At 40.9% G+C, this 22621-nt stretch carries 19 protein-coding genes; 8 read left to right on the forward strand and 11 right to left on the reverse strand.

Translation table 11 applies throughout. The features are described from left to right. Positions 1-599 precede the first annotated feature (599 nt). The 4 genes from M23134_RS23480 to M23134_RS23495 all read left to right on the forward strand — a co-directional run bounded on the left by M23134_RS23480 (position 600) and on the right by M23134_RS23495 (position 6015). Positions 600-2228, forward strand: coding sequence for a GMC family oxidoreductase (locus tag M23134_RS23480; RefSeq protein WP_002700220.1), 1629 nt, complete (start codon positions 600-602; stop codon positions 2226-2228). Between the two features lie 158 nt (positions 2229-2386). Further along, on the forward strand, positions 2387-2773 hold the full coding sequence (locus M23134_RS23485) for a glyoxalase superfamily protein (RefSeq protein WP_045114200.1): 387 nt from the start codon (positions 2387-2389) through the stop codon (positions 2771-2773). A gap of 272 nt (positions 2774-3045) precedes the next feature. After that, positions 3046-3969: a citrulline utilization hydrolase CtlX gene (ctlX, locus tag M23134_RS23490; protein ID WP_002700223.1), complete on the forward strand. Its 924-nt coding sequence runs from the start codon at positions 3046-3048 to the stop codon at positions 3967-3969. Between the two features lie 843 nt (positions 3970-4812). Beyond that, the gene (locus tag M23134_RS23495) at positions 4813-6015 is read left to right on the forward strand and encodes a BamA/TamA family outer membrane protein (RefSeq protein WP_002700225.1); all 1203 of its coding nucleotides are present in this window, start codon (positions 4813-4815) and stop codon (positions 6013-6015) included. Positions 6016-6088: 73 nt separating this feature from the next. Here the strand turns inward: M23134_RS23495 and M23134_RS23500 are convergent, their stop codons facing one another. From M23134_RS23500 to M23134_RS23535, 8 genes are all read right to left on the reverse strand, one after another. Next, positions 6089-6781, reverse strand: a complete 693-nt coding sequence (locus tag M23134_RS23500; protein ID WP_002700227.1) for a spondin domain-containing protein — start codon at positions 6779-6781, stop codon at positions 6089-6091. A 284-nt stretch (positions 6782-7065) separates the two neighbouring features. Next, positions 7066-7326: a hypothetical protein gene (locus M23134_RS23505; protein WP_045114201.1), complete on the reverse strand. Its 261-nt coding sequence runs from the start codon at positions 7324-7326 to the stop codon at positions 7066-7068. Between the two features lie 14 nt (positions 7327-7340). Continuing rightward, positions 7341-7802, reverse strand: a complete 462-nt coding sequence (locus M23134_RS23510) for a metallophosphoesterase family protein (RefSeq protein ID WP_002700231.1) — start codon at positions 7800-7802, stop codon at positions 7341-7343. Beyond that, positions 7799-8533, reverse strand: coding sequence for a metallophosphoesterase family protein (locus tag M23134_RS23515; RefSeq protein ID WP_002700232.1), 735 nt, complete (start codon positions 8531-8533; stop codon positions 7799-7801). Before M23134_RS23515 ends, M23134_RS23510 begins: the two co-directional genes overlap by 4 nt. Positions 8534-8629: 96 nt before the next feature. After that, complete coding sequence (locus M23134_RS23520; RefSeq protein WP_002700234.1) at positions 8630-9355, reverse strand: metallophosphoesterase; 726 nt, start codon at positions 9353-9355, stop codon at positions 8630-8632. 13 nt (positions 9356-9368) lie between these two features. Then, a complete protein-coding gene (locus tag M23134_RS23525) occupies positions 9369-10118 on the reverse strand; it encodes a metallophosphoesterase (protein WP_002700236.1) in 750 nt (249 codons plus the stop codon). A 146-nt stretch (positions 10119-10264) separates the two neighbouring features. Next, positions 10265-11089, reverse strand: coding sequence for a class I SAM-dependent DNA methyltransferase (locus M23134_RS23530; RefSeq protein ID WP_075164067.1), 825 nt, complete (start codon positions 11087-11089; stop codon positions 10265-10267). A gap of 268 nt (positions 11090-11357) precedes the next feature. Next, the gene (locus tag M23134_RS23535) at positions 11358-12125 is read right to left on the reverse strand and encodes a hypothetical protein (RefSeq protein ID WP_002700240.1); all 768 of its coding nucleotides are present in this window, start codon (positions 12123-12125) and stop codon (positions 11358-11360) included. Between the two features lie 188 nt (positions 12126-12313). Here M23134_RS23535 and M23134_RS23540 point away from each other — a divergent pair, with 188 nt between their 5' ends. Beyond that, positions 12314-13162, forward strand: a complete 849-nt coding sequence (locus tag M23134_RS23540) for a hypothetical protein (RefSeq protein WP_002700242.1) — start codon at positions 12314-12316, stop codon at positions 13160-13162. Positions 13163-13360: 198 nt separating this feature from the next. On the opposite strand, the gene pdxR is transcribed toward M23134_RS23540, so the two are convergent. Continuing rightward, positions 13361-14782 carry a MocR-like pyridoxine biosynthesis transcription factor PdxR gene (gene pdxR, locus M23134_RS23545; RefSeq protein ID WP_002700246.1) on the reverse strand — a complete coding sequence of 474 codons (1422 nt, stop codon included), beginning with the start codon at positions 14780-14782 and terminating at the stop codon, positions 13361-13363. Between the two features lie 691 nt (positions 14783-15473). Here pdxR and M23134_RS23555 point away from each other — a divergent pair. Then, positions 15474-16073, forward strand: coding sequence for a pyridoxamine 5'-phosphate oxidase family protein (locus M23134_RS23555; protein WP_002700247.1), 600 nt, complete (start codon positions 15474-15476; stop codon positions 16071-16073). A 333-nt stretch (positions 16074-16406) separates the two neighbouring features. On the opposite strand, the gene M23134_RS23560 is transcribed toward M23134_RS23555, so the two are convergent. Further along, a complete protein-coding gene (locus tag M23134_RS23560) occupies positions 16407-17381 on the reverse strand; it encodes a glycerophosphodiester phosphodiesterase family protein (protein ID WP_002700248.1) in 975 nt (324 codons plus the stop codon). 408 nt (positions 17382-17789) lie between these two features. On the opposite strand from M23134_RS23560, the gene M23134_RS23565 reads away from it, so the two are divergent. Then, positions 17790-18521, forward strand: a complete 732-nt coding sequence (locus M23134_RS23565) for a LytR/AlgR family response regulator transcription factor (RefSeq protein ID WP_002700249.1) — start codon at positions 17790-17792, stop codon at positions 18519-18521. A gap of 342 nt (positions 18522-18863) precedes the next feature. Continuing rightward, a complete protein-coding gene (locus tag M23134_RS23570; protein WP_002700250.1) occupies positions 18864-21107 on the forward strand; it encodes a peptidase domain-containing ABC transporter in 2244 nt (747 codons plus the stop codon). 39 nt (positions 21108-21146) lie between these two features. On the opposite strand, the gene M23134_RS23575 is transcribed toward M23134_RS23570, so the two are convergent. Then, complete coding sequence (locus M23134_RS23575) at positions 21147-22289, reverse strand: hypothetical protein (RefSeq protein WP_157558275.1); 1143 nt, start codon at positions 22287-22289, stop codon at positions 21147-21149. Positions 22290-22621 lie beyond the last annotated feature (332 nt).

Raw genomic sequence — 22621 nt, forward strand, 5'->3', positions numbered from 1 at the left:
GTGTCCTCACGCGCTGATCGAATCGCCAAAACTTGGACACTGAAAGATGTTTCACGGGGTGAAAGAATATTAGCTTGGCAGCTATGGTGTCCCCTCCAACCGATCGAAACCCTAAAAAAAGTTGTTTTTTGTACACCGATATGCATTGGTAGAGACACAAATCAGGGTGAAAAATAGTAGGGTAGAGTAAGCAACCGCTCAAACCTCCCTTCTTTTGTGCGGTATTTAAGCTGAATTATTCTAAGATGTTTTATAAATATTAGTTATTGTGACGCTCGGTCATTAAATTTACATAAGACTTTCAATATTTTGTGCTTCTTTAGGCGTTAAAAATCGCTTATTTAAAATTTTTTATAAAACTTCTCACATACAGAAGTTCAAAAAGAGCGTTCCTTATAGGGGATAAGCCTTGCTCATAGCTACAGCTACGAGCCCAACCAAAGGCTACAAGCGTCTCGTCTGGTTTTAGATACTTCAATCTGAGAATTTATTTTGAACCTTGTTATTTAACCACTGACCAATAAAAGTGCATTATTTTTAATAACCACGTCTGTTAGAGTATAATCAATTATTCAATATATATTACACACACTAACCTTATGCAAAATAACTTCGATTACATCATTATCGGGGCAGGATCTGCTGGCTGTGTACTTGCCAATCGCCTGAGTGCCAACCCGAAAAATCAAGTGCTCGTACTGGAAGCCGGGCGTAAAGACAACCTGCAAAACGTGAAAATTCCAGCTGGATTTCCCAAATTGTTCAAAACAGAGGTAGACTATGGCTACACTACAGTCAACCAACCCACCATGCATAACCGTGAAATGTATTTGCCTCGTGGCAAAGTGCTGGGAGGTTGTAGCAGCATCAATGCCATGATTTATATCAGGGGGAGCCGCCAAGACTACAACGAATGGAGTACCCTGGGCAACCTGGGCTGGTCTTATGAAGAAGTACTTCCTTATTTTAAAAAATCAGAAAATCAAGAAATTATTCAAAATGACTTTCATGGCAAAGGTGGACCTCTCAATGTAACCAACCGAAGCTATACCAATCATTTGTCACAGGTGTTTGTACAGGCAGCACAAGAGCTGGGCTATGATACAAACGAAGACTTTAACGGAGCTACCCAAGAAGGCTTCGGGTTTTATCAGGTAACACAAACCAAGGGAGAACGCTGTAGCACTGCCAAAGCTTACCTGCACCCAGTCATGGCAAGAACAAACCTCCAGGTAGAAACCAAAGCCCAGGTTGAGCGCATTATTATAGAAAACGAGCGGGCAGTAGGTGTGGTATACCACCAAAATGGACAAAAGTACGAAGCTAAAGCCAGCAAAGAGGTAATACTAAGTGCAGGGGCTTATAACAGCCCGCAAGTGTTGCAACTTTCGGGCATAGGCAATGGCGACGACTTGCAAGCGCTGGGTTTGCCCGTAGTAAAACATTTGCCCGGAGTAGGTCAAAACCTGCAAGACCACATGGTGTACTTTACCCTGTTTAACAGTAATTACAAACGTTCGCTCGATTCGGCAGAAAACTTTCCGGGTATATTCAAAAACTTGTTTCAATACCTACTCACCAAAAAAGGCATGTTTAGCACCAACATAGGCGAAGCAGGAGGCTTTGTTTACTCTTCGCCCGATCAACCCTCGCCCGACATTCAATACCATTTTGCTCCGGCTTATTTTTTATCGCACGGTTTCAAAAATCCCGAAAAGGGCAACGGTTACTCTATTGGAGGGAAAGTGCTCAATCCGAGTAGTAAAGGCACTGTAAAACTGGCTTCGGCAAACTTTAATACTGCCCCAGCCATAGATCATAACTATATGAGCACCGACGATGACATCCGGCGTTCGGTATGGGGTTTTAGACTTGCCGAAAAATTGGGCATGACCAATGCTTTTGCGCCTTATCGTAAAGGGTGGCATGGCTTTGCTGCTCGCCCCACCGACGATGTGGAAATAGAAGACTTGATTCGTGCTACGGGCGAAACTTTGTACCACCCTACCTCTACCTGCAAAATGGGTGACGACGAAATGGCAGTGGTAGATGCAGAGCTAAAAGTGTATGGAGTCAATGGTTTACGAGTGGTAGATGCTTCTATTATGCCCAATGTAACCAGGGGCAACACCAATGCCCCTGTGGTCATGATTGCCGAAAAAGCTGCCGATATGATCTTACGTGAAGAAATGATGGTAGCTGCTGGCATTACTGAGCGGGTGGGTTAGCCTATAGCTGAGGCAAATGCTTGAAGCAACCCTAAAGCGTTTGGTGAAGCTATAAGCACAATAGTTGAAGGGTTTAGTGCTGTTTTGCTTAATTTTAAGGTTAAATTTTATTATTTTGGGATAGATGACTTGAAGAAATAAAAAAACAATCAAAAATTATGGAAACAGCGCTAACAACCAAGAAATTCTCCCACACAGTACCCTTTTTGCCAGTGAACAACTTGCAGGAAACCATTGCCTATTATCGTTATGTACTGGGCTTTAGCAAAGAGTGGTTTTGGGGCGACCCACCTACCGATGCAGGCATTAGTCGTGACAACATGAAGCTGTTGTTTGGCAAAAACCCCGAAATGGTGCAGCACATGCAAGGCTTTGAGGTAATGCTATTTGTAGAAGGCATAGACGCCATTTATGAAGAGCACACCCTCAAAGATGTTACGATTGTGTCGGACATAGAAGACAAACCCTGGGGAGTGAGAGAGTATACCATCAAAGAAATTAATGGGTACCATTTGCGCATTGCCGAAAGCGCCAATCAATACTGACTATTGATAGCCTATTATAATGAATAAAAATTGAATGATGTCTTGAGCTACTTGCTCAAGGCATTTTTTTTTGGCAAATACTGGAATAATCTCCTGATAAAATGCTTTAATTTGTTGCTAAATAAAACTATAAAACCCACCTGTAACAGGTAATGTGTTGCTGTGGAACTTTTGACTTTGTCAAGGCTACTAAAGAGCACACCAGTAGAGTTGAGAGGTAGGTAATAGTTGATTGTTTACCCTCTTGGGTGATTTAAAATGAATATATAAATATGCAACAGACCACTGCAAATATTATGATGGTACGCCCAGTCAGTTTTGGGCATAACCCTCAAACTGCCGAAAACAATGCTTTTCAGACAAAGAAAGCCAATGATGCTGAAGTATTGCAACAAGCCCAGGCAGAGTTCGATGGCATGGTGGCAATGCTGCGTGAGGCTGGAGTCAACGTATTGGTTTTTGACGATACTCCCCATCCTCCCAAGCCTTCAGCTATTTTTCCTAACAACTGGGTATCTTTTCACGAAGAGGGCGTGGTGATTTTGTATCCCCTGTATGCTCCCAACCGTCGCGAAGAGCGCCAGGAAGAAATACTGATTGCCCTGGAGCAACAGTTTGATAAACAAATTTTGCTTGATTTTTCACCCTATGAAAGTTCAGGCAAATACCTCGAAAGCACAGGGAGCATGATCATAGACCGCCCCCATAAGGTCATATACGCCTGTAGGTCGGAGCGCACCCACGAACAAGTGCTGCAGGTAGTAGCCGAAAAACTGAGCTATGAATACTTGTTATTCGATGCTGTAGATGAGCAAAAGCAGGCCATTTATCATACAAATGTAATGATGTGCCTGGGGCAAGACTTTGCCGTGATTTGTCTGGATTTATTGCCCAATGCAGCCGAACGTAAGGCAGTAGTAGACAAACTTCAGCAAACCCACAAACAAATTGTAGCGTTGTCGACGGAGCAAATAGCCCAATTTGCTGGTAATATGTTGGAAGTGCAAAGTACTCAAGGCGACCGATTGTTGGTGATGTCAGCGCGTGCACTCAAGTCATTGACCCCTGACCAACGCAATGCCCTTGAGCAAAAAGTGAAAATAGTGGCTCCGCCTTTGTATACCATAGAAGATCATGAGGGGGGGAGTGCCCGCTGTATGATGGCAGAGGTCTTTTTGCCCGAAAAGCAATCATAAGTAGCAGCAAGTAATTAGCTATAAGTAAGTGTAATTTACTCATTATAAGGGTACTATGCCTGCTTATTAGATGTGTTTAACTTTAAGATCAATACACCAAGCCTTTTCAATTATCTCGATTGAAAAGGCTTTTTGGCTACTATAACCTAAGTAGTAAATTGTAAAATAAAAAAAATGTAAGCCAAGTGTTGGTGTTTTTAGGGTTTCAAAAACATGTATTCTCCTCCTCTTGGTCTTAAGTGCAGCTGACCAAGAGAGCGGGTAACGATAGCGAAGAACTTGGTCTTGCCAAAAAAGACCACTACAAGTTTGTATAGGTTTTCAATCAGACTTGGTATAAGTGGCAAATTATAAAACAAAAAAAAATGTAAGCCAAGTGTTGGTGTTTTTTCTAAAAGCCATCACCAAGCTTGTCCCCTCCTCTTGGTCTTAAGCGCAGCTGACCAAGAGAGCGGGTAACGATAGCGAAGAACTTGGTCTTGCCAAAAAAGACCACTACAAGTTTGTATAGGTTTTCAATCAGACTTGGTATAAGTCGCAAATTGTAAAACAAAAAAAATTGTAAGCCAAGTGTTGGTGTTTTTAGGGGTTCAAAAACAGTTACTTGTCTTACCGATATGCATCGGTACCTAAGGACTTGTAGTTTGCTGCTTGTAACCTTGTATCTGGTATTGATATAATAAATTGTTACACTTGGAGTTTAAACTACGTACTGTTCTTAAAGTACAACTTTTGTTTTGATTACCGTGGGTATAAAAGACCCATCTAGGTTTGAAGAATGTTTAATATTCACTAATTTTGTGAAAAATACACCAAGAAAATACATCTATTGCTCAGGCATTTATGATTGATTATAATAAAAAAATATACCATTACCTTATATTATTTGTGCTTACACCCTATTTGCTTACAAATAATTGTTTTGCTAAGCCTAAAAACTATAAGGAAATATTACATCCGGCGGATACTGCCCAATATAGCAGCAGGCTTTCTCCAAAAAACACAACTGGTAACTCCCCGTTTTTCAAGAAACAGCGCAAAGATGGCTTCATTGCTTTGCCATTGGTGTACTACAGCCCTGATACCCGCTGGGCTGCAGGTGGAATGGTAGCCTACCATTTCAAATTTATTACTCCTGGCAAAAAAGCGGCTCACAGTCGTTTGTCTTACATTCAGCTTACCTCTGATTATACCCAAAACAAACAATTGGATGTATGGGGGCAATGGCGAATATTTATGAATGACAATGATTACATTTGGTCAGGTGAGGCGCGTTACCGCAACTATCCTGATCGTTATTATGGGGTGGGTAACCTTACCCTAAACGATGCTGAAGAAACTTACTCTTATGATTTGCTTAGGTTTCAGTCCAGGGTCTCCCGTCAATTGGTTAAAAACGTATACCTGGGACTGGACTATGAGATAAGCAAATACTATAATATGACCTTGCAGCAGGGTAAATCGTTGGAGTCCAGCCAGGTAGAAGGAACCAAAGGAGGAATTAATTCGGGACTTGGCCTGGTGTTTATGATAGATACCCGCGACAATGTAGTAAGTGCTTCCAGAGGTTTTTTTCTGGAAACTTCATGCTATTTGTTTGATGGAGTCTTAGGGAGTAATTTTAGCTACAGCAATTACAATTTTACTTTTAACAAATATTTTGCGATTGGCCAAAAAATGGTAATTGCTACCAACACCGTCATGACGTTCAATACCGGCGAGGTTCCCTTTGTTAACCTGGCAAGGGCAGGAGGCAACAGTGTTTTGCGGGGGTATGCTCAATATCGTTTCCGCGACTACAACTTTATTGCGTCTCAGGTAGAATACCGATATATGTTTTTGAAAAGGTTGGGTGTAGTAGCTTTTGCCGGGTTGGGCGATGTATTCAATAAAAGTGAAGACTTAGACGCTAACGCCCTCAAGTATTCGGTAGGGGGTGGGGTACGCATTGCGCTTGACGCCAAAGAAAAAATAAACCTAAGAGTTGACTATGGTGTAGGTAGAGACAACAATGGCGTATATGTATCAGTTACTGAAGCTTTTTAAAGTTTTATATATCAACACCCAAGGCAACCGTATTTTATGAAACGATTGCCTTGGGTGCTTCATCACTCAAATCTTAATCTATTTTCTCAATTTTAAAAGTGCCCAATGGAGCCACCGTACCATTTACTGCCAAAGGTGCGCTGGTAATGATACTTATTGGAGTTGCAGGAGAGGTAGCCTGGTTTGCCGAGGTAAAAGTAGTGCCACTGTCGGTACCCGAATCATAAGTACCCGGAGAAACCTCTTTTGAACTTACCCACTGATCGTTTTCCAATAGGTTTACCCCCGAAACGCCTACAAACCAGTCGGGGCTAGGGGCTATCATAGATACTATACTTACCAGAGAGTGGGTTTTGGTTACCTTAAACTCTACACTTACATTGCCTGTGCCAGTGCTTACTCCCCCACCGCTAATGAGTTCAAAAGCCGTTTTATTTTGAATCAGGGCATTGATTTCGCTGGTTAAAGGTGTTTTACCTCCTGTTTCTGCCATTACTTTAATTCCTTCTGACGCATTTTCTCCTGTTTTGTACAATGTAACATCACTGTTGTGGCTCATCCCTATCAAGCCCGAAAAGTGTGGGTTGCTGGGGTAGTCAGTGGGGTGTGAGTTGGATGTCCAATTGGCGGTAAAAGTAAGCCGGTAAGTAGCGGTATCGCTTGTTGTGTTGGTGGTAGGACTCACGGCTTCTTGCTTTTTGCAAGCAGCTATCAAAAAGATAAAGGTGCTCAAAAATAATAAGGTTTTAAAAAAATGTAATCTCATTAGCTAAAGTTTAAATGTTGAACAGTACAAATTAAGCGAATATTTGCTCCTCCAAATGTCAGTAACCTAACACATTTCAATAAAATATAATGATGATTTGTTTGTATGAGTGGAGAATGTTTGGATATAATTGTTTTGGTTGATTTTTTATTTGCCCCATTGCAGGCACTATGCTTTTACACGGTTGCCCTTGGCATAAGTTTTAGTGGGAAGGGTGTACTTAGTGGAGGCTATGCCAACATCCCGCGTGCGGGGCCAGAACCTTGTCAAGACTTTGAACTCCATCAAACATCTATATTTTTGATGGCAGTCAATCCGTAAGTATCCAAATTAAAAGCACACAAGCGCCCCGTTTTGGTATAATCAAGGCGCTTGTGTTTTTTGGTATACACACAACCATTATCCAACGGAATAGTCAGACTGCGTGCGTTAATGCGTTGTACTATCTCATCCAGGTAAAACACCTCGTGCCCATGTAAAATTGTTTTGCCTTGCACTGCCTCTTTGCTGGGTGGTATCACCCGCGGGCCTCTTAACCTTAGCATAGCGTCATAATGTACTAAAAAATCATCTTTGTAAAGTCAAACCCCGCGTGCACTAGGTAATAGTCGTCCAAGACTATATAATAGGGCAAGTTTTTAAAAAAGTGAAGATAGGCAGGTTTTATCTGGGCATCTTCGGTTAACAAGTCCCCCGATTTATTAATTCTGGAGACAAACAATCTAAAAGTACGACTATCATATTCTTGCCAGGCTTGCAGCAGGTTTTCTTCGTGATTGCCCCGCAAACAGTACACTTGGTAGCTTTGGGCTTGCAACGCCATAATGTAGTCGATTGTTCCGGCACTATCTGGCCCTTTGTCAATGTAGTCGCCCAGCAAATACAAATGATCATCCTTAGTAAGCTGAAGCGTCTCTTCAACCATTTTTTTGAGTGTTTGGCAACAGCCGTGCACATCTCCCACCGCAAAACGGCGTCCATTGGTCGGTTTTTTTATGGTTTGATATAGTGGCGTGCTCATCGGTCAAAATCTATATTGGGTTGGTAAAACAACTCCCAATTGTCTATATCAAGGGCGCACAATTGACCATAGTCCTCTATATGGTGTTTATAGCAACCATTGTCTAATGGTATCACTTTGGCACGGCTCGCCACGGCTGCCTTTATCTCAGGGAGGGAGGTTTTTTGGTGTCCATGTACCACGTGTTTGCGTTGGGCTTTAATCGCATGGTACCTTTTCAGGTTAAACCGCATTGTCCAGAGCATCGCATAAAAATCTTCAAAGGGGGCAGCCTTCCTGAAGTTGAATCCGGCGTGCACCAAATAAAAATTATCCAGTGCATAATAATAAGGTAAGTTGTTGAGCCAGCGCTCAAAGCGAGGCAATAAGCAGTCTTGCGAGTGGTCAACCATCGATTGATCCCTGACTTTGTCAGCAAAACAAGTAAGTGCCTTAGTGTCAGGGTCAAGTTGTTGGAAGCTTTCCCAGGCAGTAAGCAACATTTGTTCATGATTGCCCCTGAGTGGGTATACCTGATAATCTTGATGTTGTAAGCCAATGATGAAGTCAAGCACACCCGCCCCGTCTGGACCCCGGTCAATATAATCACCCAGTAAAAAAAGCTGGTCTTGGGTTGTAAACTGCAAGTGTTTCCATACTAATTGCTGAAGCGTTAGGCAACAGCCGTGCACATCACCTACCACAAAACGGCGTCCATTCAAAGGCTTCTTAATGGTTTGAAATAAACTCATATAAAGTAATGTTTTTTATACCATTGATGTTATGCTGTAGTATGGGCAAAAAAATAGCTACTGTTATACAATGCAAGCCTAGCAACCCTTGCCCATTTATTGTGCATCACTTCCTTTGTCCAGGTTTTTTTGGCAGACAAGCTCCCACGTATCCAAATTAAAGGCGCATAAATGCCCGTACTCATCCAAGCTATGTTTATAACAGCCATTGTCTAGTGGTATAGCTTGGGCTTTATTGGTCACGGCTTCCTTTATGGCAGATAGTGGGGTAGTAGTGTGCCCATAGATTACACGTTTGTAGTTGATTTTTTCAGGGATAAACCTCTCCGTGAAATCCCTGGTCCAAAGCATGGCATCCAGGTCAGATAAGGGGTTTTTTACTGTAAAATTAAATCCAGCATGTACCAGATAAAACTCATCAAGTTCATAATAATAAGGCAAGCTACCTAAAAAGTTCAAGTACTTGGGGTACAGTTGTCTTTTAGCGTCTTTGAGCCCCCTGCCACGTTGTATGCTAGGCAGGCGCAGTTCTTCTTCAGAATAGTTTTTGGCTTTTTCGTGCGAGTCGAGCAGCATTTGTTCGTGGTTACCCCTAAGCGGATATAGCTGGAAATCATCATCTTGCAACTCTATAAGGTAATCAATCACCCCTTTGCTATCAGGGCCCCGGTTGAGGTAATCGCCCAGCAAAAAAAGTTGATCTTCCAGCCTCAGCCGTAGTTTTTTTTCTACCAAATACTGTAATGTCTTGAGGTTAGCGTGGACATCGGCTACTACCCACCTTTGCCCTTGGGTTGGTTTGTGTATTTTAATTCCTTTCATATTGAGTGTGTCATCAGGATCGATCCATATTTTCAACTACTACTAACTCAAACGAGTCCAGATTGAGCCCACACAAGCTACCATAATAAGGGTTGTAGATTTCTCGTAAGCTTTTATAACAACCATTGTCAAGCGGTATGGCACCTGTTCTATCTTTAACCGATGCTTGTATTTCGTCTATCGAGCGGGTAGTATGCCCGTGCAGTATAGGTTTTTGCTGAATAATGGCATAGTCTGGCTCAAAATACCTTACCCATAACATACGCTCAAAGTCTTCGAGTGCATGGGGTACCCCTAGGTCGAAATCAAACCCAGCGTGGACCAAGTAAAAGTCGTTTAATTCGTAATAGTAGGGCAAATTATTTAAAAACTTATCAAGTTCGGGCATAAGTTGCCCGTTTTTGTCAATAAATGCGTTATTGAGCGTCCAGTTTTTGACGTGGGATTGGTATTGAGTGCTGTGTAGGCGTTGGTAGTCTTTCCAGTCATCAAGCAACATTTGTTCGTGGTTACCCCTAAGCGGAAAAACTTGATAACCGTTTTGTTGTAAGTAGATTAAAAAATGTAAAACACCAGGGCTATCAGGGCCCCGGTTGATATAGTCGCCCAGCAAAAAAAGTTGATCATCTTGAGTCAGTTGTATGACTTCAGTTACCAGGTAATGCAATGTTTTGAAGCAGCCATGCACATCACCAATCGCAAAGCGCCGTCCCTGGCGGGGTTCAAAAGTAAGGGTTTTGTTAGGATAAAAAGCCTTGACCATAAGGGTGTGTTACTAAAGTAATCAATCACTCAAGGTAAAAAAAATGGGTGAAAATTCCATGAGTTTTTACCTTGAGCTCACCTATCGCTTGACAACCCAGCGTAAACCCATTGAATCATAGCCTGATTTCAGGGGTTTACCCAAGCTTATTTTTGGCAAACATAATAAGCCCTGCCTGCGTTGCGCTGGTCGTCTAAGTCTTGAGCAGCTTCATAAACCGTGATTTTTTTGAATCCAGCTTTTTCTAAAGCTTGTTTTATCTGGGCAGGTGTATAACAATGTTGGGTGAGCTCCCATTGAGTACGTTTCCAGGTTTTTTTGCTGCCATCCATAGGCGAGTACAACCAAAACTTAAGCGTGCCTTGTCGAGTATTCCTGTTGTAAGAAGAAGTGAAAATGCCTTCTGAGTTTTTAAACTCAAATCGTGCTCCTCTGATGTTCCAACCTTTGATGTAGCGTTGTTCCCAGTTCATGTCAAACACAAACCGCCCACCCTTTTTCAATGCTTTATACACTTGCGTAAAAGCCTGGGTAAGCCCTTTGAGTTGCATAATATGGTTGAGCCCATCAGACATACATATCACCGCATCAAATTTTTGGCGAGTCTCAAATGTCCGGGCATCCTTGAGCCACAACTCCATAGAAGGCACGTTTTGTTTGGCAAACTCCAGCATTTTGGCCGAACCATCCAGCCCAGTCATTTGATAACCTTGAGCGTGCAATGCTGCTGCAATGTGCCCGGTGCCACACATAAGGTCTAGTATTTTTGCTTTGGGTTTTAGTTTTGGCACAAGCAGCCTGTTAAGTTTACCCATGGCAAGCCTTTCGAGCGGTTTAGACCAAAAGCTATTATAAAAATCAGCTATTGGGTCATATTCGTCGTAACGTTTTGTTTGTGCCTGCGTGGGTAGTCCAACCAATAAGACCAACACGAGGCAAAGAGAAATATAGATAAATGAGAATCGTTTCATTGTCATATTTTTAGGCATTCTGTTTTACTGCTTCACCACATTATACTGTCCATTGGTGGATTGGGCTTGGCAAAAACTGCTTTTTGTTTTGGGGGTCAATTAAAAACTCTTCAAAAGCTACTGAATCTCTAGTACAATGGGGATTAAGTAAATAATGAATTAATTTGGATGGATTGTGTTCTCTAACGAATCGTTAAAATGGTGGATAGCCATAGCTATCTAACTTTTTGGCGATGAAGTAAGAGGGCAAAAGTCGCTGAATAAATCATTAGTAATTTAGTTCCCGTTGTACTAGTTCAGCAAAAATGTCTTTGCCATTGGTAAGTCCCAGCAAATCTTTGGCACCCTTTACATTACTTATTTCAACATCTATCAGCCCATCATGAAAAGTAGCTACTTTGGCACCTGTAGAGAGGGTTTTCCAATTTTCCCACGAAAACTTGACCCCACCTACCGGAATGATAGACACCCATAGTTTCCAATGAGTAGGCAAAAAGTTTTTATCTACTATCCATAAGTAAGCGTCGCCTGGAGTATCGCCTCCCGAACTGTAAGAAACCATCACCCCTTTACTGCCATCTTCCAGCGTTACAAGGCTCCGACTAGTACCAGGGTCAAAAGCCTTGGCAATTGGGTTGAGCCAGAACGAATCGTTTACCCATATTTTCCAGGCTTTGGTCACCAGTTCTTGCCCCTTGTTGCCCGGAACAACTTTACCATTTTTACGTGCGATGCCCTGTTTTTTATTAATATCTACCAGTACATTATATGTTTCACCCCAGCGCACTTGGGCGTAGTGCCTTTTCTTGTCCCACAGTGTGTGGCGGCTAGAGCCTAAACCCCCAAAAGAAAATTGCACTGCTCCTGTGTTTTTCCAGGCTTGCACGTGGGTGACTTGTTGCATTTTTCGGGCAAAATCATCAGCAGCTGACCCGGTTTCACCTTTGGGCAACGGTTCATTGACAAGTAAAAAGGCGATGAATGCCGTGAACACCAGTCCTATTATAAAAATAAGTATTCTTTTGAGCCATTTCATATTGGTGTAGTTTAGTATGTGGTCTACAGGCGATAGACCGAGTTTTTTTATCAATAAATTATCCTTTTTTTGAACTACTAAGTATTTTTTTTTGAAAAAACTGGATTTAAACTATCCACCTGCTTTCTTTGTTGTAATAAACAAGAAGTTTTTTACAAAAAAACCAAAATCTAAAAAATTACATTCCAATGAAAAAACTTTTATTAAATATCGCCACAGTAGCCTGTTTGTTTACTCTTACTTATTGTGGAGGCAAAGAAGGCAATACTGATAACAATACAGACACTACCACCGCCAAAGACTCTGTTCCCAAAACATTGGACGACCCTGTGACTGTTTCGGCTAAAAGGTATAAGCTGGTGCCAGTGTCTTCACCTGCTTTTGCCGACGCAAGCCTTACTTTGAAGGACGTAGCAGATGATGCCAAGCTCAAAGAAGGAGAAAACGTGTTTAACTTTGAGGTGCAAAACTATAAGTTGGGTGAGCAAACCCCAGATGCAGAAGGCAAAAGTTTGGCAAACTCTGGTAAAGGGCAACACATTCACTGGATATTGAACAACGATCCTTACTCGGCACACTATGAGCCTACCGTAAAAAAAGACCTGGAAAAAGGTGGGTATGTAGCCTTGGCGTTTTTATCACGCTCTTACCACGAAAGTGTAAAAAATAAAAAGTCTTATGTAGTCAAAAAATTTACCGTGGGCGATGCTGAGCCACATAGCATAGACCTTACAAAACCTCAGTTGTTTTACAGTCGTCCCAAGGGTACTTACAAGTGGGCAAAAGGTGACAAGTTATTGCTTGATTTCTTTTTGTTAAACACCGAGCTATCGCCTGATGGCAACAAAGTAAGGGCTACTATTAATGGTGGAGAGTACCTGATAGACAAGTGGCAACCTTATGCTATAGAAGGACTAGAGATAGGCACAGTAACTATTAAGCTTGAGCTAATTGACAAAGCTGGTAATGTGATAGAAGGGCCGTTTAACACAGTAGAACGTGTAGTAACCCTTGAGACTCCAAAACCTACCCTTTAAATAGAAACTTAAACAAGTTCATAAATTAATAAGTTACAAAAAAGCATCTCAGCAAAAACTGGGGTGCTTTTTTTAATTGAGAAATTAACGAACCAATGGCTTTGCACATCGTATATTTTGTCATTGATTTACTTCCCTCTTTTGATGCTTTTTTAGAAATGCTTTGAAGTAATTGACTATCAAGGTAGGGCATTTTGTCTACCCAAACCAAGCCTTATACAAAGCATCTACTGCCTCTTTAATTTGCTCCAGCGTGAGCTTGCCAAAGCCAAAAGAGAGGTGAGGGGTGTCAGGTATATTACCTGGCAATAGCCAACTGTCAGACTTGCCCATGAGCCAAACATTGGTTTGCCTGGCTTTATCTACCAACATTTGCTCACTATCGTTGCTATGTACCTTCATAAGCACATTGAGCCCGGCATAATGATAGGCAAGCGTGACTTTTTCCTGAAAAACTTCTTGGATATACCCTACAGTATACGCATACTTTTGACGGTAAACCTTTCTCATTTTACGTAAGTGCCTGTCCCAGTACCCCTCCTGCATAAAAATAGCCATTGCCCGCTGCATATTGATAGAGGCGCTTTGTCCCAAGTGTTGTAAATCTTGCAAATAAGGCAGTAAGTGAGGCGGCAATACTATATAAGCCAGACGTAGCGCAGGTAAAAAAGCTTTAGAAAACGTGCCCGAATAAATTACTCGTTCGTGGGTGTCTAGTGCTTGCAAAGCAGGAATGGGCTTGCCCTTGAATCTAAACTCACTGTCGTAATCGTCTTCTATCAGGTAACTGTGCTTTTCTTGTGCCCATTGAAGCACCTGTAGGCGATGTGCCACAGGCATAATACAACCCAGGGGGTATTGGTGCGAAGGAGTAAGGTATACTAAATCAGGTTGGTGGGGAGTCAGCAGGTCGAGCCTGATGCCGGTTTGCTCGTTTACCTCTATGGGCAAAGCCTGGTAGCCATAATCTAACCATATTTGCCGCGACGACTGATACCCCGGCTCCTCAAAAGCAATTTGCCTGACACCTTTTCCTTTGGCTCTGTTTTTAAACAAGGTGGCTAGTAAACCCATAAGCTGGATAGTACCCGATCCAATGACTATTTGCTCGGGTTGGGTTTTTACCCCACGTGATTGGAACAAGTAAGTGGCCAAAGTTTTTTTGAGCGCAGGCTCACCAAAGTAGCCCCCATATTGCAGCGAAGGTTTGTCTAAAGCCCAGTTAATGCATTTGCGCCATTCTTTCATCGGGAAGCCTGCCTCGTCTATAGCTGCCTGATTGAGATTAAATGCATACTGAGCACGAGGTTTATCGGTGAGTACGCGAGGCAGGGCAAGGCGAGCAATCGTTGGTTTGCCCTTAGGGTATACTTCTTCAGTCTCCAGGTTTGCCACAAACAGCCCTTTGCGGGGAATATTGACCAAATATCCCTCATCGTTTAACTGCTGATAAGCTGCAATAATGGTATTATTGCTCACACCCAAAGACCGTGACAATTGGCGTATAGAAGGAAGTTTAGCATCTTTGGCTATGTTGCCGTCAATGATAGATTGTTTGAAAAAACTATAAATCTGGTCGAATAATGGGATAGGGGATTGTGGGTTGATCAATGGTAACATCTGTATCCTTTAATTAGTGCTAAACTGTATCTTTTAAAGGTAACAGGTTTACCTTAACTTTGCAATAGTAAATAAGCCATATAACCTAATTTTTGTATTTGAAACCGTACACTAATTTTTCACTGCCAATACTTGCGTAGAATTTAATTTTATCAGCCCAAAAAGTGTTTGAAAAACAGCATCTTTCTTTCCGCCTTAGTTTACTGGCGTTAAGAAATTTGAAGAGTGAAGCCGTAAAACCGAGGCTGCAGCTTTGCTGCGCCGAGCTCTGCGTAAGCTAAACAGATCACTGACCGAGGAACGAGGGAATGTTTGAGCTGTTTAGCCGAAAAGGCAGAGCCCCGAATCAAGTTCGGGATTTTAAAACTTGGGCTTCGCCCTGCGTGCGGTTCGGCGGAATGAAGCAAATTTTAGCAACAGTAAACTACAGCGGTGGCTTTTTTTGGTTCGTTTTTTTAGCTAAAGAAAAAAATGAACGGATGCCTGAGGACAAAGAATCAATAATTTAACCCAAAAGACTGCTGATTAATCGCTTTTTTTAACTGTATAAATTTATCTAAAAGGCAAAGAACTTTTGTTAAAAAAATGTGTACGGTTTTGAATTTTTGTAAAAAAGAGCTTGACAGAAACAATGCGAGCAGAAGTTTTTAGCAAACAAGTAAATTTTTTTTAATCATATAACAATTGAACAATGAGCACTTTAAAAGAACCCGTAAGGTATTATAAAGCCGTGGTAGAAGACCCACAAAAAGTAAATCTGTTTTTGCAAAAAGCCCGCAATGGACAATTGGGGTTGTACGATGGCGAATACCCTTATGTGATACCAATGGCGTATGTATGGCACAAAGGCGCCTTTTATTTTCATGGCTCAGATGCCGGCAAAAAAAACCGGGTCGTTGCCCAACATCCCAAGGCTTGCTTTACTGTAGACGAAGAATATGGCTCTACTATATCGGCAGTGCCTGCCAACTTGAGCGTGGTATACTTTAGTGTGGTAGCCTATGGCAAGGTAGAGGTAGTAGAAGACCTCGACGAAGCCACTGAAGCCTTACAAGTATTGATGGATAAGTTTGTGCCAGGATACTTTGACAAACCTTTGGCGAAAGAGCACGTAGCTACTTATGCCTCAAGCCTAAAAAGCAAAACCTGCACATTTAAGTTGGTACCCGAAAGTATGACTGCCAAAGAGTCGGAAGGAAACTTGTTCAATAAATATTTTGGGGGCAGGCACCGCCAAAACGACACCCAAAAGAGCAAAGATCAGGTGCATGTACCAGGGTTACATAGTTAGGGGCACCCACAGGGGGCAAGCTTTAAGCTACAAGCTTCAAGTTGCACCTTGTTTAACTGCGTTGGGCTCATCACAGCAAACTGCTGTAGATTCGGTTCACAGGCAACTACAGTTTTCTATTGCATTGATTTTTAGCAACTTATGAAAAAGTAGTTAGAAACGCTGGCAGGGAGCAATTTAAAATCACTGCGGATTATTGGAATATATAGGTCAGTAAATGCTTACTATACTTAACATAAAGTATAGTTATGAAAAATGTTTAACATCAATTTTCAATTAAAAACCTGCTGCTTGAGTAGTTCCTTAAACAGCAGGTTTACCTATAATCAGTAGTTACTTTTTTTGGTAATAGCGTTGCTTACTGCTTTTTGCCGGAGCTACCGAGTGGATGGCATCATAAGCAACTTGGGGAGCATCGGTAGCCAAAATGTCCCCCCCCAATTTTTTGATAATGGTCTGATAAACCGTAGCGTCGTGTTTGCCCGCTTTGTCTATGCTATACATAGTACCTACAGTGCAAGACAGGTTTTGTTGGTGAGCCGCCTTGATCACATCTGTTCTTAGCTTGAGCGAAAAATCGCCTTGAGCATCTTCTTTAAACTTACCCACCCCCACAAAAGCCATTAATTTTTGGAAAGGAATCCCCGCTTTTTTCAAGTCGTTCAGGTCTTCGGGTTTGCGCAACGACACCGACATCATCAGTTTAGGGTGCAGTATATGATACTTTAACGCGTCTTTTAGGTTGTATACAATCAGCACCACAGATGCTTCGGTGCGGGTTTCACGAATCATGTCTACCAATTGTTTGCCGTTTACCCCACGCTTAATGTCCAGCGTCAACACGGTTTTGTCTTTTGTCCATAGCAAAGTTTCTTTGAGTGTAGGTATTTTAAAGTTGGTCAGGTTGCCTTGGTTGTCTTTGAGCTTTAGTTTTTTTAGTTGGGCTAAAGTATGGTCATTTACCCGCCCGGTGCCATTGGTGGTACGGTCAAGGGTACGGTCATGCATCATTACCAACTGTTGATCTTTGGTAGTACGTATGTCGCATTCAATCAAGGCAGGGTGGGCGTTTATCACCTTCTGAAAAGTAGCAAGGCAGTTTTCCGGGTAGCCATCCGACGGACCACCCCGGTGGGCGCTCACCATAGGAATGCGGTCAGGAGTACGCTCAAAAAATGCATATAACTGTTTTACACTTTTTATTTTTAAGTAATGCTGTGCTTGCCCAGCTTGGGTACCCACCCAAAGCCATACAAATATTACAATACTTAATCTGTTGAATGTTTTGTTAAGTTGTGGTAGTTTCATCAATGATTTGTTTTATTAAATAACTGAAGCAATACTCCGCAGTGATTTTAGTCAAAGTTGTTTGCTATTTAACTTTGTTGAGCTCGCCAGAGGCTCGGTTATCAGTCATTTATGAATTTAAAAACTATTTAATAGGGTGTTTAGGCATAAAACCGAAACACTTTTAAAAATAAAGTGAGTATACAATCTTAATATAAAATACTGGTTTACAGCATTTAACAAGGTGAACATTTACTCGAATCAGCTATGGACTATCGACTAAATACTATGGACTATTGTGAAGCAAATCTACAAATAAGTAGCAAGGTTTGTATGGTTTTTATTAAGCGAATTGCGGGCTTTTTTATTACTTTTCTGAGAGCTTGGTAAAAGCATGTAAATAATTGATATTTAATACTTAACAAAACTATGAAAAAACTTAAATGCATTGCCATAGATGATGAGTTTATGGCGCTGGAGGTCATTAGGCACCATAGCCAAAAAATACCTTTTATAGAACTGTTAGCGTGTTTTGAGAATGCTATAGAGGCGATTGCTTTTTTACAACAACACGAAGTAGACCTCGTTTTTTTAGACATCAACATGCCTGACATTACCGGGCTCCAGTTGCTCAAAAGTATTACCTGCCAACCCGTGGTTGTTTTTACTACCGCTTATGCTGAATACGCCCTACAGGGCTACGATTTTTACACGGTTGACTATTTGCTCAAGCCCATAGAGTTCGATCAATTGCTCAAAGCAGTAAATAAAGCGCAGCATTTTTTGCAAACTCAAAAAACCGCCCCCACTGCTCAAGTAAGCACCCCATCCACCCATATTTCTGATACCATTTTAGTAAAAAGTGGTACACAAATTCACCAAATAAAAACAGCAGAAATACTATATATAGAAAGCACCGGAAACTATGTCAAGTTTGTAACCCCACACCAACAGGTAATGTCGTTGTTTTCTATGAAAGAGGTCATAGAGTTACTGCCTGCCCAAGACTTTGTGAAAATACATAAATCGTTTATTGTGGCTTTCAGGCACATTAGTTTGTTTGAGAAACACCAGGTAAAAATTAATGACCAACCCATTCCCATTGGCAAAACCTATCGTGAGGCTTTTCAGCAAATAGTACAATCTCGTGTGGCAAAATAGGCTGATAGTCAGTGTTTTTGGCAATAAAGTAAGCGCGGTTTTTTGAGCATTTATTCATTTCAACCTGTCCACCCCCAGTGAGTTGACAACAGCTTGTTAAAAATTATCTTGTTTTATGCAAACCTAATCCATTGCAAATGGTTATGTCTATGTAGAAAATCCATCATTTAAGTAGGATAAGCACACAACCTCTTTTGCGCTGGTTTTCTCCCTGTTTTTTTGTTAAACTTTTTCAAATAATAGTAGTTCATTAAACATAATGATAGTTTTACTATTATCTTTGTTAATCAAACTATTCCTAATAATAGCTTGGGTTTAAAAACATTATAATTACTGCTGCGGATGCAAACTAAAAATATTGAGCAAATTATTATTAAGCTGGCCGAAATATATCAGCATAAATATAGTCCCTTTGATCTGCGAGATCAGCACGTAGAAGACATTCATTACGACGCTGACCATGTAGGCACCTTTATTGACCACCTCATGGAAAAAGGGCAACAAATAAATGTAGCTCTACTAAAAAATCATATCCCCCCCCATAACCTGGAGCAGCTCATAAAATCAGTACACTTCCCAGTATTGGTATTCAGGCGATTACCCGACAATGCTTTTGCTCCCATTATTATATATAACAATCAACAAAATCAAGTACAAGGTTTCGATTTTTGTGACGACTGCGTAAAGTCTATCAAAGAGCTGGTAGAGATTATTCCTGAGCTAATTACCTACGAAAAGTCTCCAGATGTAAACGTGCAGAACGAAATCATCCTCATTACAGCGTTTCCGCTGCATTATATCATGGATGATTACTATAGCAGAAAAGAAGGTCAAGACGAAAAAAAGAAAAAACTCACCCCCGTAAAACGCTTGTTTCGTTTGCTACAGGGCGAACGTCGTATCATTGCTTTTATATATATATATGCCATTGCTGTAGGTATTATCAGTTTGTCATTGCCGCTGGGTATTCAGGCAACTATAGGGCTGGTATCGGGTGGTATGGTCTTTAGCTCAGTGGTGGTTTTAATTGCCCTGGTCATTATAGGAGTGATGGCTGGCGGGGGCTTACAAATTATGCAAATAAGCCTGGTGGAGACACTCCAGCAACGGGTTTTTGCCAAAACAGCCTTTGAGTTTGCCTTTCGTATACCTAAAGTAAAAATAGAGAGCTTTTTGAAATATTACCCTCCTGAGCTTCTCAACCGGTTTTTTGATGTGCTGACACTACAAAAAGGTTTGCCCAAACTCTTTGTAGACATTACCGGAGCTTTGCTACAAATATTTTTTGGTTTGTTGCTATTGTCGCTATATCACCCTTCGTTTTTGGTGTTTGCCTTGGTTTTAGTAGGGGTTGTAGTGAGTATTTTCTACATCACAGGAGGCAAAGGTTTGCGAACCAGCCTCAAAGAGTCAGACCATAAATACAAAGTAGCTTATTGGCTACAAGAGCTTGCCCGTACCGTAGATTCTTTTAAGATGGCAGGGCATACCAACTTGCCTCTACAAAAAATGGATGAGCATGTAAACAACTACCTGCACTACCGTAAGAGCCACTTTAAGGTGTTGCTCCTTCAATTTGCCAATATTGTGGTATTCAAAACTATTATTATTGGTGGGTTGCTTGTTTTGGGTACTTTTTTGGTGGTAGACAGACAAATTACTCTGGGGCAACTGGTAGCTTCTGAAGTAATCATTGTATTAATTGTAAGTTCGGTAGAAAAACTGATTGTAAGCATGGATACAGTGTATGATATGCTAACTGCGGTAGAAAAAATTGCCAAAATTACTGACTTGCCTACCGAGCGTGCCACTGGATTACACGTGGTGTTTGATGAGTACCAAGAGGGAATGCACTTGATGGCCAAAGACCTAAAATACAAGTATCCTGACAACCCTAAATATACCATCAATGGAGTTGATTTTGAGTTTAAACCAGGCGAAAATATTTGTATAGCTGGCGCCAATGATTCTGGAAAACATACGCTCATGAAAGTGATTACCGGAATGTTGAGCGACTATGAAGGAGTATTGACGGTAAACCACTTGTCGCAACGTGACATTAACTTGATAGCTATGCGCGACAAAATAAGTAAAAACCTGACTCAAGACGAGATTTTTGATGGAACGATTTTGGAGAACATCACCTTGGGTTGTACCGATGTAAATTACAAAGATGTAATATGGGCTATAGAAAAGATTGGTTTATCAGACTACATCAATGGGCTCAAGAAAGGTTTGTATACCCAGATTGGTTCTTCGGGCAAAAAACTATCGGGAAGTGTCATTGCCAAAATTATTCTGGCACGTTCGGTAGTATCGCACCCTAAGTTATTGATTGTTAATGATTTTTCTGAACATATCAGTCGCCGGGATAAAGTAAAAATCCTGAAGTTTTTGCAAGATAAAAGCAATGGCTGGACACTTATTATTCTGAGTATTTCTGACGACCCGCTGTTATTTGAATCATGTGATAAAATTGTGCTTTTAAGTGCTGGACAGGTAGCTGCGCAAGGAAGTTACCTTAACCTAAAAGGAAACCTCAATTTTCAGCGTTTGATCTCTAGAGACCGACATGGTTTGCCATAGAGGTTAGTTAGTTCAATGAATGTTTAAATTGTAATTATTTCATTGTTTATAACTATTTGATTTACAAATGTTTGCTATTAATTTTTCTTGCAAAAGGTCTAAAATATCCGGGTCTGAATTAAGGGTTCGCTGTATGGTAATGAACCCTTTTTTGTTAAAACCCTTCATTTGTTTTCTGATCCATTTCACCAGTTTTTGTGCGTGCAAGGCTACATAAGAAAATCGGTATAACTTGAATTCAAAACCTTTTTTGTCTTTTGTTCTGGCTTCCCCAATTTGGAGCACATGTTTGAGTAATTTGAAAAACTGTTCAATATAAGTTCTCTGAAACCAGTGTCTTCGCAAGGTTTTGGCGAAAATATGTTTACTTGTGCTATAAATAACACTTACTTTCTTTGATCCATTGAGCCGAAAAAACAGCAAAGTTACAGCTTGTTTCTTGCTACAATAATAGGCACTTATTCTCCTTTTAAAAGTGGTTTTATCTTCCTCAGGAAGCATTTTTTGACTCGCTTGATGAGCTTGCTCTGCTGGGATAAATTCTTTCTCAATCCAATCAGAGAGCTTTACCTTTTGACCCTCTATTACCACATAATGAGATTTTTTGGTTACACTGATGTAACAAAGTCCATTTTGGGCACAACTTTCTGCCAAAGCCTCATTACTATATCCATTGTCACAACTCAGGTGAAGTGTAGGAAAATCATACCCAGTTCTAGTCAGCTTTTTGCGATATTCTCCCCAGCGCCTCACAAGCTTTTGAGCTACTTTTGCTGGTTTCTGATAAGCGTTGGAGGTTTTCTTCTTGATAAAATCAAAGAAAAGTGGGTAAAATACCCCATCAATGCTCACCCCAAGGGTCAACACCCGAAAACCATACACACTTGTACCAAACTGACCACTAAAAAATTTCCCGTAGCACTCCTCAAAATCTTTCAAATGATTCTGAGAAGATAGCCAACACCGAAACACGCTATCATCCAACACAACAGTGACCGTTGTTTTTGACCAACAACTTGAATCTTTTTCACTCATTTCTTGGAGTACCTGACCCAACTGAGCCGAAAAAACCTCTTCAAATAGCTTCCGAATGGTGCTAATAGATAAATTAGAAGCCAACTTTTGATAGCTGATTTGAGCAGAATTGCTCACAACCCCATGCTTCACTAAGATACTGTTCAAAGTAGGTAAACCTACCAATTGACCCAAATAAAAAACCTGCAGAAGCTTTTCTAGTTTAGTGCATTCCTCTAAACTCAAACACGATTTATCAAATGTTTCCGAAATGGTAGTAAATATGTTGACCTCCTCACAAAAATGACCACGAAAATATTTTTTTACTAAAGAGGATAGTTCTTTACGAAAGTTTTTTTAAAATGTATATTCATTGTAAAAGCTATTATGATGTTTTAGGAGATATAATAATAACCTTTTGCAATGAATTATGGGTATAATTAATTGGAATTCAATTTTTTATACCCTTTTTAATTTCTACAATTTAAAGGAATGTATAT

This window comes from Microscilla marina ATCC 23134, from assembly GCF_000169175.1.
GTDB lineage: Bacteria > Bacteroidota > Bacteroidia > Cytophagales > Microscillaceae > Microscilla > Microscilla marina.